We start from the raw sequence: 16,067 nt of genomic DNA, 5'->3' as shown, positions 1-16,067 counted from the left end.
CACTATAACATGTTATTTTAAACAGCCTAGCCATGGCTGTCCGTTACCATTATAGTCGATCAAGGCAATCAATAGCGAGGATTACGCAGGGCTTTTTCATGATCTTTTTTTGACGCCTGCGGCGCCAGGCCAGGGGTGGAGTATATGGTGCGCAGAGCCGCGCACCATATACTCCACCCCTGGCGTGTGATCTGTGGGCGAACACAAAACATAAAAAAAGCAGTGCTACTGTCTTTTCGACAGTAGCACTGCGATAGGATGTTCACCTGTTATTGTGAGACAACCTCGTTGCCTGAAACGTTAGCGCCTACACCTTTACGCAGCATAGGTACTTTATCCAGGGCCTCCCAGGGGAGATCCACATCAGTACGACCAAAGTGACCAAAGGCAGCTGTCGGCTGATAGATCGGCCGGCGCAGGTCCAGGGCCTGAATGATTCCGGCTGGACGCAGGTCAAAATGTTCGTTGATCAGGCGGATAATCTCTTCGTCAGAGACTTTGCCGGTACCGAAGGTTTCCACGAAAAGTGACAGTGGGCGAGCTACACCGATCGCATAGGCGATCTGCAACTCAACCCGATCAGCCAGACCGGCCGCCACAATATTCTTGGCGATATGGCGAGCAGCATAAGCGGCAGAACGGTCCACTTTGGTGGGATCTTTACCACTGAAGGCGCCGCCACCATGACGGGCCATGCCACCATAGGTATCGACAATAATCTTACGACCAGTCAGACCAGCATCACCCATTGGGCCACCAGTGACAAAGCGTCCGGTTGGATTGACATAGATTTTGGTCTCAGCATCCAACAAATGCGCAGGGATCACAGGCTTGATAATATAATCAAGCACATCCTGGCGAATCTGTGCGCGGTCCACATAATCAGCATGCTGGGTAGAAACCACAATGGTATCGACACGGGTGGGTGCACCATTCTCATATTGAACGGTGACCTGAGCCTTCCCATCGGGGCGCAAATACGTCATTGGGCCCTGTCCACTCCAGGATTTACGGCGTACCTGGGATAACTGGCGAGTCAACTTATGGGATAGGCTGATGGGCATTGGCATCAGTTCAGGGGTCTCGTTACAGGCAAAGCCGATCATCATACCCTGGTCGCCAGCACCAATGCGCTCTAGTTCATCATCGCTCAGGACGACAACCTTATTGTCATCTCTGGATTCTAATGACTTGCTGACACCCATATCAATATCTGGTGACTGCTTGCCAATGGAGGTGGTCACCCCACAGGTACGATAGTCAAAACCATAATCAGCATTGATATAGCCAACCTGCTCGATCGTCTGGCGAACCACAGCCGACATATCGATCCAGGCCGAAGTCGTAATCTCACCAGCCACAAGCACCAGGCCAGTAGTCGTAGCCGTCTCACAGGCAACGCGAGCCATTGGATCCTGCACCAGGATGGCGTCCAAAATGGCATCTGAGATCTGATCGCACAGCTTATCGGGATGGCCTTCGGTCACCGACTCACTGGTAAAAAATGTCTTAGGGCTGCGCATGAAACTTGTCATGGGCCATTCCTTTCTTACAAAGAACATTATGATACATGCATATGTATGGCCAGGTGATTACATATCATCTATGCTGAAGATTCAATGAGAATTTATTATGTGGGGTTAAGGCATAAAAAAACCCCTCTTCATCAGGGGGTGTGACATTTGCACATTCCCCTCATCTTGCGGCATAGCATAGACCGCCGGAATTGGCACCCTTCTTGTCGGAACAAGCGGGTTGCCGGGCTTCATCGGGCCGTTTCCCTCCACCTCTCTTGATGAGAGTGATTACACTCATGTATTTATTTGTCCATGTATGGAGATGAATTGTTATCATCTCTGTGTCTGTTATCACTCTTGATTGTACTTTATAGCCTGGCCTGATGTCAATGGAATGAACTACTTTTCTCCTACTGGTTGCTGGCTACTTTATAGCACCCAGTAGCCAGTAGGAGAGGATAGCACCGGTCGGCAGCTATCCGTCAGTAGGCACTATGACTTAGGTACCAGACTCCCAGGAGCTGAGGTATTTCTCTTGCTCTTCGGTCAGTTTGTCATACTTGATACCCATGGCATGCAATTTGAGGCTGGCAATCTCTTTATCCAGCTCCTGAGGTAATGTGTATACCTCGTTTTTCATCTCTTTGGCATTTTTGAGCACATATTCGGCACCCAGAGCCTGGTTGGCAAAGCTCATGTCCATGACACTGGCTGGATGGCCTTCGGCGGCAGACAGGTTAACCAGGCGGCCTTCGGCGAGCAGATGGACGTGACGACCATCGGCATAGGTGTACTCATCAACAAAATCACGGACGCGGCGTTTGTTAACGCCGAGTTTCTCCAGGGCAGGAATATTGATCTCGTCGTTGAAGTGACCGGAGTTGGCAATCAGAGCGCCATCTTTCATTTTTTCCAGATGAGCCTGATCGATGACGTTGATGTCGCCGGTTACGGTGATGAAGATATCACCAATGGCAGCAGCCTCAACGCCAGGCATGACGCGATAGCCATCCATAACGGCCTCTAAGGCGCGAGTAGGATCGACCTCACATACAACCACGTTGGCACCATGTCCATGGGCGCGTGAAGCGACACCACGACCACACCAGCCATAACCAAAGACAACGATGGTACGACCGGCCAACAGGATATTGGTTGAGCGAATGATAGCATCCAGGGTGCTCTGACCAGTACCATAGCGGTTATCGAACAGGTGCTTGGTATCGGAATCATTGACGGCCAGCACTGGGAAGCGCAGGACACCCTGCTTCACCATACTATGCAAGCGGATAACGCCAGTGGTGGTCTCTTCCAGTCCACCGATGATGGCAGGAATCAGATCGGTACGTTTGGTGTGCAAGGTCGAAACCAGATCACAACCATCGTCCATGGTCATCTCTGGATTGTGGTCCAGGACAGCGCTGATGTGCTCATAGTAGGTTTTCTCGTCCTCGCCTTTGATAGCGTAGGTAGGAATACCATACTCGCTCACCAGGGCAGCCGCCACATCATCCTGAGTGGACAAGGGATTTGAGGCACACAGCACCAGGTCGGCACCGCCGGCTTTTAAGGTGATGGCCAGGTTGGCGGTCTCAGTTGTGATATGCAGACAGCCAGACATGCGCAAGCCTTTCAAGGGCTGCTCTTTAGCAAAGCGCTCTCGAATCAGGCGTAGCACCGGCATCTCCTTGGCAGCCCACTCGATACGGTCTTTACCGCGAGGGGCCAGGGAGAGATCTTTCACATCTCCACGTGTTGAAGTTGTCATATATTTTATTATTTCCTTCCGTTTGAAGTAGGATTGCGCAGGGCAACAAAGGAACGCTCCAAAGAGCGCCTCAGCATATTCTACAACATTTCTTGAGGTATGACTATGGCACACAACGTGCATAATACACACAACAAGATTTGTCGTGAATGCTCTTCACCCACGACGGTCTCCTCATACAAACAATTAGTTCGTCTTTTGTGTATTCCAGTTTGGATCAAAATGCGAATAGGTTACCAGTTCGTTATAGCGAGTCTCAATATCATTCATCGACAATGAAGACAGGCCACCAATGCCAAATTTGGCACAGGCAAAAGAGCCAACGATATTGCCATGGACCACGGCGCGCTTGAGATCATCAACCGCATAGCGACCAGAAGCATCGGGCTGTACCGAAGAGAGATATCCGAGGAAACCACCAGCAAAGGAATCACCCGCACCGGTTGGATCCACGACCTCTTCCAGAGGATAAGCCGGGGCACTGAAATAGGTACCATCCGCGCCAAAGAGCAAGGCACCATAGCTTCCCAGTTTTACCACCACGTACTTTAAGCCAAGGCTAAAGAAGTGACGGACTCCGGTCAGGATGCTGGCCTGATTGGTATAATGGCGAACCTCTTCTTCGCTCATTAAAAGCACATCCACCTGCTTCATGACTTCAGTCAAAGGATCACGAGCGATATTGATCCACAAATCCATGGTATCCAGCACCGTGAATTGGGCACGAGGAGTCTGCTGAAGCACCTCTAGCTGCAACTCGGGTTGAATATTGGCCAGAAAGACCAGAGGACTCTGTGTATACTCTTCTGGCACCACAGGATGGAAATCTCCGAAGACACCCAGTTGTGTATCCAGCGTGTCGCGGGTATTCATATCCATATGGTAACGTCCATGCCAGTGAAAGGTTTTGCCTTCCTGAATCTGCAGACCGGCGAGATTGATGTTGTGGCTACGCCAGAAGTCAAGATGTTCACGAGGAAAATCACTTCCCACAATCCCCACAAGGTTCACCTGATCATAAAGAGATGCAGCAGTTGCAAAATACGATGCCGCTCCACCTAGAACACTATCCATCCTGGTAAAGGGCGTCTCTACGGTATCGAGGGCCACGGAGCCCACAACAAGAATAGGCAAAATTCGCCTCCATTAAAAATGTCTCTGAAAGGTAAGAGAGTGGAAACCCTTAAAAAGTTTCATTACTCGCCACCGGATTTACACACATCCATTTACACGGGTGTAGCATCATTGAGATGTTCAATGACACCATCCAGAAATGCAATGGCATTATTAAATTTGTCTCGCGCCATATTGCGCGCGGGAACGGTGTTTAAGGATTGGTAGAGCTCAATAAAACGCTCTTCGACATGGCGCAAGATGGCTGCCAACACCTCACCGGTCACAGCCCGATTAGGATAACGGGCCCCGAACTCGATCAGGGAAGTGACAACTGCAAGGCCACTCAACCTTCCTAGTTTATCAGCATCGTACAAGATGCGCCCCTCAGTCACCGTCTTATCACGTTGATCAGGCTGAGCCACCGTCGTATGAGTTAAAATAGCTTGCTCCACCTTCTGGATCAACTCCTCAGGAGCCTCCCGAGCACGCAAGAACTCAACCGCCATTTCAGCCGATTTCACCTGATGATCTTGAAAGCCATGAGCCACGGTCGAAATATCGTGCAGATACCCTGCAATGCTCAAAGCATCAAGATCAATGTTCGGTGACGCTTCATCCTCCTGAACCTCTAATTCCAGGGCCAGCATCTTACAGTTTGCTACAACGGCACTCACATAGCGGAAGCCTTCATTCCCCATGACTTCTTCAGCATATTGGGCAACCGCTGGCACAATCTCTTTATCCATGTATCTACCTTGTATCTATTTATTCGCTTTTATTCTGCCTGCTCGGCATACACCTGGCGCGTAATGTCTCAGTATACGGGGCCCTCATGATTCCTTTTTCTGTCACGATCGCCGTCACATACGCATGCGGCGTGACATCGAACGCAGGATTCGCCACGGCAACATCCATGGGGGCAATGCGCGTCCCATAGAGGGTCGTTACCTCCTCTGCCTTGCGCTGCTCAATCGGAATCTGTTCACCGCTGAGGAGTGCAAGATCGATGGTGGAACATGGAGCAACCACATACAGTGGGATCTGATGTACATGAGCCAGTACGGCCACACTGTAGGTGCCGATTTTGTTGGCCACATCACCGTTGGCAGCGATACGATCCGCACCAACAAAAATAGCCTGTATGCGCTTCTGACGCATAAAATAGCCGGCCATATTGTCAGTGATTAGCGTCAATGGCACCCCTTCTTGCTGCAATTCCCAGGCCGTCAGGCGAGCACCCTGAAGGACTGGTCGGGTTTCATCCACAAATACATGCACATGCTTACCAGTGTGGGCCGCCATATAGACAGGAGCCAGCGCGGTGCCAATTCCAGTGGTTGCCAGCGCACCAGCATTACAATGCGTCAAAATTGTATCACCATCCGCAATCAGCTCGGCCCCATGGAGTCCCATCTGCCAGCAGGCCTGTACATCCTCGACCGCTATCTGGTGTGCTTCTGCCTTCAATACCTCAGCAAGCTGTTGACTTGAGAGGCCAGCCTGGCAGGCTTGTCGAGTGGAGCGCTGCATACGCTCAATGGCCCAGAACAGATTGACCGCCGTAGGGCGCGTCTGGCCCAACAGCTGACCAACCTGAGCAAGATGAGCCTCAATTTCTGCTGGAGTCGTCTCCAATCGATCCGCATCCCGTTCCGCAAGGAAGCGCGTCACGGCCAACGCCATGCCAAATCCAGCGGTAACACCAATCACAGGTGCACCCCGGACCCGTAGCTGCGCGATCGCCTCAGCCACCTGCTGCTCATGGGTGAGATGCAGGTAAACCACCTGCTGTGGAAGAAGAGACTGATCCAGCATATGCACAACTGCACGACCATCACCATCATCTTCCCACCACACCGTCCGTACCTTAGGATCGAAGTTATAATCATTCAAGGGAGCCGTGCCTCCTTCACATCTTTCCAGGTAAGACAGGAAAGATACATTGGGCATAATCCCCCGGTATGTAACGAAGGGGCAGCGCGACCTGCGCATTATTAACCCAATAGTACTAACAAATCGGCTAATGATTGCAGTAAATCCACCAGAGTATGCTACCATGATAAACGATACATCACTCAACAGCAAGTATGCATGACTACTTTATCATGTTACTGATAGCCTTAGTTGTCCGTTCCACTAGACAGAAGGAAAAAGCGTTTCCGTATCCGCCTGAGAGCCGTGGGCACACACGCACGCATTATTATGTGTGTCCACCAGAAAAAGGCCCGGAGACAGCTACCAATCTCTCTTGTATGGAACGGACAAGAGAACACAGTAGCTATCGAAGGGATTGTAGCGCATGGTCCGGGTGGAAACCAAGGAAAACTCCTGGTCTTTCGAACAAATTTACGACGAATATAAGACACCTATTTATAATTATGTGTACCATTTGGTGGGCGATCGCGAACAGGCCGACGACCTGACTCAGGATACGTTTTTGAAGGCTTTTCGCGCATTACCGAAAATGGATGCAAACTTAAAACTATCGGCCTGGTTGTATCGTATTGCCACGAATACCGCGTACGATGCGCTTCGTCGTCGTAAGCTCATAGCCTGGTTACCATGGCAAGATCTCGACCACGAACCCGCCGACGTTGAAAGTGCCGATCCACAAGAAATTTATGGCACAACGGAGATGGTGCGAGCCGCACTTCGTCGCATGCCTCAGCAGTATCGGGCAGCATTGCTACTCTACACCCAGGAGGGCTTCTCCTACAGCGAGATCGCTCATACCCTGAACATTGCTGAGAGCGGTGTCAAAATGTATCTCTCACGTGCCCGTCAATCGTTTCGAGAACATTATCGATCCCTGGAACAGGGAGGAGGCACCAAATGAACTGTGAGCAGGTCAAGGATTTGCTCAGCCCTTACCTTGACGATCAACTCACAGTACAAGAGCGTCAAAGCGTTGCGAGCCATCTACAAATCTGCGAGATGTGCTGCACCATTCTGACGGATTACCGCCGCTTTGACGCCCTCCTATCCCAGCTTCCACGCTTCGCTCCGCTCCTGGTTCAGCCACAAGAAGCATTCAGCTCTAGCCAGAGTTTGCTGCTCTGTGAAATCCAAAGTATCCAACCAGGAACGCCCGCGAAATTACGCCGCCGCCCCTCCTCCTTTCCAACCCATTTAGCCGGCACGCGCGGCCACTACCGTTGTACTTACCACCAGACCACAACCACTCCCCATTGGATCGCAAAGACAGCCTGGAAAACTGGCGATCAATATCCCAATATAAAACTCCTCATCTGCCTGGTAACTATTGGCACCAGCCTGCTCAGCAGCTACTACCTCTGGTCAAAATACCGCCAACACCCCCCGGCGTCTGAATAAACACACACACACCTCATCCTTCTCCCCTTTCACCACACCAGACCCACCAGATCCATCCTTCCTCTCTTAAATATTGTAGAGTGGGCGGCCGCGGTCGCCCACTCTACAATATTTAAGAGACAAGCGAGCACCGTAGGTGCGAAGCTTCAGACAAAAACAAAAAAATGAGAAATAAAAGCAGCAAACCACCATATCGCATTAAAATTCAGTGAATTTCCTCATGCCCAGAAAATTGCCCCAAAAAACGCTAACAAAATGCACGCTCATGCGTTATAATACATAGGCTTGGGATGGATGGCGGGATGTGCGCTGGCAAGCAGATCCACCTCGACGAGCAGCTTGTACCGTACATCTAAGATCTACGTGCAACCTTTTCCCCATGGGGTTGGCACGCGCACCTCCTGACGTTTCGCGTCGCGCCAGATGCAGACGCGCGGTAAGGAGGGAACGAGCTGGCACCCCGTTCTCTCTTTACTCTTACCATGCATAGAAAGGGTCGCATGCAATTCACAGTCCGATCACTGGGTGGAAAACTGATAATTGTTGCGACGTTGACTCTTTTGCTTTGTATGCTCCTCTTTTACGTTTCATCCTGGGGCATATTCAGGTTTTATTCCGAATATCAGGCCAGGAGAGACGCGCAAACACATCTTTCACAATTACAAGTAGCCTATCAAGAACACACAAAGGCTTTAATTCAAAGCGTTGCAAAGGTAACACAGGATGCGCGTATTACCGCAACCCTTGCGCACCCGGAGCAAGCAGATACACATGGCGCGGTTCGTACCCTTTTAGACCAATATGCCAATGACAAACACCTCCACTCACTGGACCTCTTCAACGATGCGGGGCAGGCTCTACTACCGGGGAGCGCGACTGTTAACGCCACGATGCAACCACTCTTCAAGAAAGCCAGCCAGGGCGAAACCGTGGCCTTGCTCCAACCGCTACCTTTAACTGGACCTGGCTCGGACGCCCGGCCGCAATGGATGCTGCTCGTGCTGATGCCCGCTACTCCCCGGCATACTGGTATCCTGATGGCGTCTCAGTCAATTGACACCCTTCTCGCCCAAGACTTGAGCCAGAAGGCGAACACACAGGTATTGCTCTGCATACAAAATCAACTTGTAGGCACGACCACGCTGGACGTTCTGCAATCCGCGGGCAACACCAATGGCAAGCTATGTCAGGCCAATACACCCAGAGTACTGAATAGCTCTCAACATAGCTACCTGCTACAAATCCAACCTGCGCGCCTCACGCAACAACCAGCAGGTTCAACCAGCCTGCAACTGGCCACCATTGAGCCCTTATACGAGATCAATACATATCCAAAGAGCTCAACACTCTTGTTGATCGGAACAGGATTATTTGTCCTGGCGCTGGGCATCATTCTGTATACCTTCTTTGTCAGTGTCCTGTTAATCCGACCCTTGCGCCGACTTCAGGCCCATGTCCAGGTTCTGGTGACACAGGACACGGACATAAAGATGACTCTGGCACGTACCAACGAATTTGCGATGTTGGAGCAATCGTTCCAGTTCTTGCACGAGACGCAATCAAATGAAAGTCAGGCCCTACTGGACCAGATGAGCAACCTATTGATTATGAGCGATGCACTGATGTCGACCCTCAATCTTGAGCAGTTGCTGGGCGAATTTGTCTCACGCATGGGACACATCATGAACGTCAAACATGTCTCGCTCCTCCTCTATGGCAGAGAAAGTATTGCTCCCTGGGCCGTCTCACAGTGGTCTGCTGAAGGTGAAACATCCGAGCTCCTGACCACGCCAGCCGAGGATGGCCCGGTGGCGGTCCATATCGATCCCGATAACGACATCACCATGGTGGTCACAAAAAAAATGGCGGCCATGCCAAATACACGCACGGCTCATTCAGACGCGCAACCGGGAGCGCTACGAGCCAGGATACCGGTGCAGTCCAAGTCGATCCAGGCAACGCGCATACCCAATCATGCCTTACGTGAATTGGATATGATGCTGGCGCGTATGGCGATCCAGAGGCAGAAAATTGTCTATGGGGAAGATATCGCCAGTATCTATCAGAATCGGCAGGAACACTGGGCCCGCCTGGCACTTGAAGCGGGCTATTATTCCGCGATCGCGGTTCCGCTCCTCCTGCAAGATCAGGCAATCGGTGCATTTATACTTTACACCGAAAAATCGTATCCAATCAGCCAGCGCGATACATTCTTGCTCAGTTCAGCTTCATTGCAAACATCCATGGCTATTGAAAATGCCTTGTTATTCGCCGAGGTCAAGGATAAAAATGCCGCCCTTGAGCGCGCCAACCAGCTAAAATCACAATTTCTGGCGAATGTTACGCATGAATTGCGCACACCGTTACACAGTATTATTAGTTATGGAGCGCTTATCCTGGAAGGCTTCGTTGATGGCACGCTCACAGCGGAACAAGAAGAACATATCCAATTTATGGTCGGTCGGGCAGAGGATCTTTCCCATCTGGTAGATGATATGCTCGATCTCTCAAAAATTGAGGCCGACCACATCGAAGTAAAGCTGGAACCCTTGCAACTGACGAAAAACCTGGCAGACGTGCTTGAGCAGGTCAAACCCCTGGCAAATAATAAGGATCTTCACCTGCACCTTGATATTCCGGACGCGCTCCCAATGGTGGCTGCGGATGGACACCGGCTACGGCAGATCGTGATTAATCTGGTATCCAATGCGATTAAATTTACCGAGAAGGGGAGCGTCACCGTACGCTGCCACCATCTCAAACAACAGGGCATGGTGCGGATCTCAGTCACCGATACAGGTATCGGTATCTCACCGGCCGCTCTGGACTACATTTTTGAGGCCTTCCGACAGGCGGATGGCAGCACGACACGTCGCTTTGGCGGCACCGGACTTGGCTTAACCATTGCCAGAAAGTTAATTGAGTTACAGGGTGGTGAGATCGCGGTAGAGAGTATTCCTGGGGAGGGATCAACCTTCTCATTCACATTACCAATCGTTCTGGTCTGAACATAATGCTCACAATCCCTGCTCCCTGAAGACAAAACTTTCTCCGCCTTCGTTGCGTGCTATCTGGCGGACAGACGTGACAGGCAGAGCGTATTACTATAACGAAAGAGTGCCGTATGAATACATCAGCACATACCATACAACAACCAGCTATTATGGTGATTGAGAACGAAGTCTCCAATCGCATTTTAATTGAGCGCGTCTTATCGACCCGTGGCTATCGCTGTATCTCCGCCTCCAACGGACGAGAAGCCCTGGAGCTGCTCGAACGGGAGCACGTCGATCTTATTCTGACCGATCTTTCCATGCCTGTACTGGATGGGTATCGCACCACCCAGTTGATTCGCGCCCGACCGGGGATGGAGAACGTACCAATTGTAGCCGTTACCGCCTTTGCCCTCAATGACGAAGGCGAGGCCGCCAGAAAGATCGGCTGTACCGAATACCTCACCAAGCCATTCAAGCCACGGCAGTTGCTCGAAGTCGTTGAAAGGTTGCTCAATCGATAGCTGCAGACATATGCTTGTTCTCTCTACTGTCAATGTGCCATACTGAAGAGAGATTACACAAAACGTGTTCCTGACTGATCCAGCTTCGATCGGTTGGTGTATTTTTGTGCTTTATTAAGAGGCCAGGTACCATCGTGACTGACCTGATGAAAGCGTAATGAAAGGCGGATGTGGCATTGGATATAAAGTTGACGACACAGGCAGTAAAAGATATTGCCTGCGATGCATTGATTGTGGGAGCAGCCCGCAAGAATGGGGGTGTAGAACTCTCTGCTCCAGCCGCGACTATCGATAACACCCTTGCGGGACTGATCGTGGAGCGCGCCACAGCTGGCGAGTTCAAAGGCAATAGCGGCGAGATCCTCACCATCCATCCTCAGGGTAAACTTACGGCCAAGCGCGTAATTGTAGTAGGTCTGGGCGCGCAGGAGAAGGTAGATACACAGTCCGTACGACGGGCCACGGCTGTCGCCGCTCGCCATGCACAGAAAACGGGCGCACAGACAATTGCCATCGCTGGCGGCTTTAGCAGCACCAAATTTCAGGCCGTAGAAGAGGCTCAGGCAGCCATCGAGGGCGTACTGCTAGGCATCTATAACTTCCGTGCCTATCAGAGTAAAGAAAACGGTACCAGTATCTCCCAGGTACTGCTGGTGAGTAGCAAGGAACAAAAAGCCGAGTTCGAACAGGCCTTACACCGGGCACAGGCTCTGGCAGAAGGCACCAACTTTGCCCGTAGTCTGATCAATGAGCCCCCCAATGTCCTCACGCCCAGCGAACTGGCGAACCGTGCCAGTAGCATGGCCAAAGAAGTCGGACTGGAATGCGAGATCTTTGATAAGGACAAAATTCAGGAACTTGGCATGGGTGGCCTGCTAGCGGTATCCAAAGGCAGCGTCAATCCTCCTCACTTTATCGTATTGCGCTATCGCGGTGGCGCCAGTGCGGACAAAGGTATGGCCCTGGTTGGCAAAGGCATCACCTTCGATACCGGCGGTATCTCGCTCAAGCCTGGTGCTGGTATGGATGAGATGAAAGGCGATATGGGCGGTGCCGCAGCAGTTCTTGGCGCGATGCAGGCTATTGCACAGATCAAACCCGCCATCAATGTTACCGCGCTGGTCCCAACCTGCGACAACATGCCCAGCGGTAGCGCCTATGTTCCCGGCGATATTGTACGCATCATGAATGGCAAGACCATCGAGATCGTCAACACCGATGCAGAAGGACGCATGATCCTGGCCGACGCCCTCTCCTTTGCCTCACGTGAAGGGCTCTCACCCATTCTAGACCTGGCAACCCTGACCGGTGCCATGGTCGTCGCCCTTGGTCATACCATGACTGGTGTCTTCAGTAACGACGAACAGTTGACGCAGGACATCATCAGCGCTGGCCGCGTCGCAGGCGAGAAATACTGGCCAATGCCAATTGACGAAGAGTATGGTGAGTATATCCGTAGCGAAATCGCCGACATCAAACAGACCGGTGGCCGCGAAGCAGGATCGATCACAGCGGCGAAGATCCTGGAGAACTTTGTCGGTAACGCCAGTTGGGCCCACCTCGACATTGCAGGCACCAGTTATGTCGATAGTGTCAAAGCCTACCAGGAAAAAGGCGGCACAGGCGTCGGTGTACGCACCCTGACCGAGCTAGCCCAACGCCTCGCACAATCCACCAAAAAATAAGCACTTTTATATACAGCTTTGGGGTAATTTTATTATCCCAAAGCCGCCTACCAGCCACTATCTACAAAAATACGCCACCAACAACTCCAACCAGATTTATTTCCTGTCTTAGCAATTCCAGATAAAATTGGTTTGTGCATCGCCATAAAACCACGTCAATGAAATATATATGCCATCTTTGACTTCTACATAAATGGGGCTATACTTTTGAATTGGGTGGAGGTGTTATTTTTATGACAGAACTCACATTATTCTTATTCGGATCCCCAAATATTGAATATAATGGGAAGCGCATCAGCGTAGATACACGCAAGGCCAGTGCTCTTTTAATTTATCTGGCCATGACACGGCGGCGGCATCGGCGGGATGCCCTGGCAAATTTATTATGGCCGGACTATGATCAGGCTCATGCACGGGCGACGCTACGGCGGACGCTCTCTGCCTTGAATAAAGCTCTGGACAATCAATGGCTACAGATCGATCGCGATACCCTGGCTATCGATGCACATGCACAGATATGGCTCGACGTTGAAGAGTTCCATACCCAACTAGCGGCCTGCCAGAAGCATGGGCACGCGTCTACAGAAGTGTGTCGGCATTGCCTGCTACCACTCAAACGTGCAGTAGAATTATATCAGGCTGATTTTTTAACCGGCTTCCACCTCCATGGCAACACGAATTTTGAGAGCTGGCAATTTTTTCAGGCCGATCACTTACGGCGAGAATATGCCTATGCCCTGGAACGGCTGGTCCAGTGCTATTGCCTGCAGGCTCGTTTCGATGATGCACTCACCTATGCTCTGCGCTGGCTGTCATTAGATCGATTACATGAACCGGCCTATCGTATCCTGATGCAGATCTATGCCTGGTCAGGACAACGGACTGCGGCCCTGCAGCAATATGAAGAATGTGTGCGCATTTTACAAGAAGAACTTGAGATACAGCCGCTTGAAGCCACAACACAACTCTATCAAGCTATTAAAGATAATCGTGTACCACCACCACCGCAGCTAAGCGAGAAGAACCAGTACACCCCCAGACCTGTCTCCCAACTGCCACCGGAGGCACAAAGTCCAGGGCCAAACGCGCAGGCCATACCGCCAGGACCATATCCACTGGTGGGTCGTAGTGCCGAGTGGAAGATCCTGCTCTCCGTCTATCAAAAAGCCCGCAGCCAGGGACAGGCTCTGATTCTAGAAGGCGAGCTGGGCATTGGCAAGACACGCCTGGCCGAAGAGTTGCTGGCCTATGCACGCCAGCAAGATGCCTCAATCCTGATGGCACGCTGCTATGCCGCAGAACAGCAACTAGATTATAGCTCTATTGTCGCGGGACTCAGGGCCGCGATGGTACAGCAACAAGATGCGCTCAAGCGCGTACCCACCCAATGGCTGGCAGAAGTTGCCCGCCTGCTCCCTGAATTGAGTATCTATCGGAAAGAGCCACTTCCTCAGATCGAGCAGCCGGGCTCACAGTATCACTTTTTTGAGAGCCTGCGACAATTTTTTCTGTTTTTATGCCAGAATATGAAAACCACGGCACCAGGTATCATCTTTTTTGAGGATGTACAGTGGATCGATGCATACTCACTGGAGTTCCTGCTCTATTGCTTGCGCCGAAGCACGGAAAAAGCGGTCTGCCTCGTGCTCACCTATCGTACACCCCGGCGTAGTAAGGATCATCAGCTACACTATCTGTTGACTGAGATGCAACATATTGGTCAGGCGACCCTGGTGACGCTAGCACGCTTACCATCCGAGGCCATCGCCGCGCTGATCACAAAAAGTAATATATCGCCCTCACCCGCGCTCACGACACGCCTGTACCAAGAGAGCGAAGGCTTGCCTTTCTTGTTGACGGCCTACTTGCTGGCCCTGCAAAAAGGTCAGCTCACCATTGAAGCAAGTAACTGGCCGATCCCAGCACAGGCTCGTGACCTGCTGATCCTGCACATAGCAGCGGTCAGCAAGACGGCCAGACAGATCTTAGGAGCGGCCGCCACCATCGGGCGCACATTTGATTTTGACACCCTGAGCAAGACCAGCGGCACGCACGAAGAAGAAACGATCACTGCGCTCGAAGAACTCATCAGCCAGGGCCTGATCCTGGAGATGATCGCGGATGGAGAAGAACCACTGGTCAGCAGGACATTACTCTATCGCTTCAGTCACGAAAAAATTCGCCAACTGGCCTATGAGGAGATCAGCCAGGCCCGCCTTCGGCTCCTCCAGCGACGTAAAGCTGAGATACAACAGGCACGCAGGCAGAGCGATAACACACGATAGTATGCGATCGCTCTGCGCCTGTTTGAAGAGTCCGGCATGCATTGGCAAGCAGACAACCCGACAGGCTCATAGCGGCAAGAGCTTTACTGAGCAATAAAACGATTGCGAACCAGGATACGACTGGTTCCTTCCTGGGCGGATATCTGTTTCACCGCAATCGCCACACGGTTCTCAGCGTTCAAGATGTTCCAATACGCATCCAGCACAGCCTCAGCCTTGCCTGAACATGGTAAGAACAACGGATCACCACTAAAACTTGGTAATGGGTTGCCATCACCACGATAGGTTGTCAGGCCAACACCAAAGCCACGCGGTGGTCTGGCGGGCCGATAGGTGAAGCGATCCGTTTTAGCAGGATTGGCCTGATTGGCCTTGAGAATACTCAAGGTAACGACACCAGGATAATTCTGAAGATCGAGCATGCCACTGATACGTGGAGTATAGTGAGGCGCATCTGGCTCACGTTCGCGCTTCTCCAGTGCAGAGTCAAAACTTCCGCCGGCCAGCAAGCCATCATAAATAGTTCTGGTCTGATCTCCATTACTGACCAGGTAGATACTTGGCAGTTCCAGCATGGCATCATAGATCAGCAGTTCAGGATTATCCATCAGATGTGTATCGATAGGCTCGGTACGTAAGGTGTTTCCAGTTGCGACAAACTTACGATTACGGCTCTGGGCGCTACGACCCATAATCCAATAGATCATCAACCAGGCATCATCGACAGAGGAACGGCCGATGACCAGACCTCTTCCCGGATATGAATTTTTCCGGAGAAGCTCTAGATTTGCCGTTGCGATAGCACTAGCATCCATGATTTCCACTATCTCCCTTTTCTATTATAGA

At 51.4% G+C, this 16,067-nt stretch carries 12 protein-coding genes and 1 riboswitch; of the genes, 6 read left to right on the top strand and 6 right to left on the bottom strand.

From position 1 onward, the window contains the following. Positions 1-269 precede the first annotated feature (269 nt). From metK to mtnA, 5 genes are all read right to left on the bottom strand, one after another. Positions 270-1,523 (bottom strand): methionine adenosyltransferase, encoded by a 1,254-nt coding sequence (metK, locus tag EL633_RS16260; protein ID WP_126629455.1) that lies wholly within the window; start codon positions 1,521-1,523, stop codon positions 270-272. Between the two features lie 169 nt (positions 1,524-1,692). After that, positions 1,693-1,802, bottom strand: a riboswitch (SAM riboswitch). 214 nt (positions 1,803-2,016) lie between these two features. Beyond that, the gene (gene ahcY / locus EL633_RS16255; RefSeq protein WP_126628190.1) at positions 2,017-3,285 is read right to left on the bottom strand and encodes an adenosylhomocysteinase; all 1,269 of its coding nucleotides are present in this window, start codon (positions 3,283-3,285) and stop codon (positions 2,017-2,019) included. Positions 3,286-3,471: 186 nt separating this feature from the next. Continuing rightward, positions 3,472-4,419 carry a PfkB family carbohydrate kinase gene (locus EL633_RS16250; RefSeq protein WP_126628189.1) on the bottom strand — a complete coding sequence of 316 codons (948 nt, stop codon included), beginning with the start codon at positions 4,417-4,419 and terminating at the stop codon, positions 3,472-3,474. A 92-nt stretch (positions 4,420-4,511) separates the two neighbouring features. Beyond that, on the bottom strand, positions 4,512-5,147 hold the full coding sequence (locus EL633_RS16245) for an HD domain-containing protein (RefSeq protein WP_126628188.1): 636 nt from the start codon (positions 5,145-5,147) through the stop codon (positions 4,512-4,514). 19 nt (positions 5,148-5,166) lie between these two features. Then, positions 5,167-6,294, bottom strand: coding sequence for an S-methyl-5-thioribose-1-phosphate isomerase (mtnA, locus tag EL633_RS16240; protein WP_246039150.1), 1,128 nt, complete (start codon positions 6,292-6,294; stop codon positions 5,167-5,169). Between the two features lie 406 nt (positions 6,295-6,700). Between mtnA and EL633_RS16235 the strand changes: the two genes are divergently transcribed. The 6 genes from EL633_RS16235 to EL633_RS16210 all read left to right on the top strand — a co-directional run bounded on the left by EL633_RS16235 (position 6,701) and on the right by EL633_RS16210 (position 15,221). Next, positions 6,701-7,237 carry an RNA polymerase sigma factor gene (locus tag EL633_RS16235; RefSeq protein ID WP_126628186.1) on the top strand — a complete coding sequence of 179 codons (537 nt, stop codon included), beginning with the start codon at positions 6,701-6,703 and terminating at the stop codon, positions 7,235-7,237. Beyond that, a complete protein-coding gene (locus EL633_RS16230) occupies positions 7,234-7,734 on the top strand; it encodes an anti-sigma factor family protein (protein ID WP_126628185.1) in 501 nt (166 codons plus the stop codon). The genes EL633_RS16235 and EL633_RS16230 overlap by 4 nt, the downstream gene beginning before the upstream one ends. 500 nt (positions 7,735-8,234) lie before the next feature. Further along, entirely contained in the window at positions 8,235-10,742 is a 2,508-nt protein-coding gene (locus EL633_RS16225; protein WP_161982185.1) for a sensor histidine kinase, read from the top strand. Between the two features lie 116 nt (positions 10,743-10,858). Beyond that, entirely contained in the window at positions 10,859-11,251 is a 393-nt protein-coding gene (locus EL633_RS16220) for a response regulator (RefSeq protein ID WP_126628183.1), read from the top strand. A 170-nt stretch (positions 11,252-11,421) separates the two neighbouring features. Next, the gene (locus EL633_RS16215) at positions 11,422-12,936 is read left to right on the top strand and encodes a leucyl aminopeptidase (RefSeq protein WP_126628182.1); all 1,515 of its coding nucleotides are present in this window, start codon (positions 11,422-11,424) and stop codon (positions 12,934-12,936) included. 233 nt (positions 12,937-13,169) lie between these two features. Next, positions 13,170-15,221 (top strand): ATP-binding protein, encoded by a 2,052-nt coding sequence (locus EL633_RS16210; protein WP_126628181.1) that lies wholly within the window; start codon positions 13,170-13,172, stop codon positions 15,219-15,221. 83 nt (positions 15,222-15,304) lie between these two features. Here EL633_RS16210 and EL633_RS16205 read toward each other — a convergent pair whose 3' ends face one another. Then, positions 15,305-16,036, bottom strand: coding sequence for an IMP cyclohydrolase (locus EL633_RS16205; protein WP_246039149.1), 732 nt, complete (start codon positions 16,034-16,036; stop codon positions 15,305-15,307). Positions 16,037-16,067 lie beyond the last annotated feature (31 nt).

The organism is Dictyobacter alpinus, from assembly GCF_003967575.1.
GTDB lineage: Bacteria > Chloroflexota > Ktedonobacteria > Ktedonobacterales > Ktedonobacteraceae > Dictyobacter > Dictyobacter alpinus.
This window is presented reverse-complemented; position numbering and strand designations above follow the sequence as displayed.

Bases quoted from the DNA above. Each gene is read 5' to 3' on its own strand.
- metK (WP_126629455.1), bottom strand. From the start codon at position 1,523: ATGCGCAGCCCTAAGACATTTTTTACCAGTGAGTCGGTGACCGAAGGC.
- ahcY (WP_126628190.1), bottom strand. From the start codon at position 3,285: ATGACAACTTCAACACGTGGAGATGTGAAAGATCTCTCCCTGGCCCCT.
- EL633_RS16245 (WP_126628188.1), bottom strand. From the start codon at position 5,147: ATGGATAAAGAGATTGTGCCAGCGGTTGCCCAATATGCTGAAGAAGTC.
- EL633_RS16235 (WP_126628186.1), top strand. From the start codon at position 6,701: ATGGTCCGGGTGGAAACCAAGGAAAACTCCTGGTCTTTCGAACAAATT.
- EL633_RS16230 (WP_126628185.1), top strand. From the start codon at position 7,234: ATGAACTGTGAGCAGGTCAAGGATTTGCTCAGCCCTTACCTTGACGAT.
- EL633_RS16225 (WP_161982185.1), top strand. From the start codon at position 8,235: ATGCAATTCACAGTCCGATCACTGGGTGGAAAACTGATAATTGTTGCG.
- EL633_RS16220 (WP_126628183.1), top strand. From the start codon at position 10,859: ATGAATACATCAGCACATACCATACAACAACCAGCTATTATGGTGATT.
- EL633_RS16210 (WP_126628181.1), top strand. From the start codon at position 13,170: ATGACAGAACTCACATTATTCTTATTCGGATCCCCAAATATTGAATAT.
- EL633_RS16205 (WP_246039149.1), bottom strand. From the start codon at position 16,036: ATGGATGCTAGTGCTATCGCAACGGCAAATCTAGAGCTTCTCCGGAAA.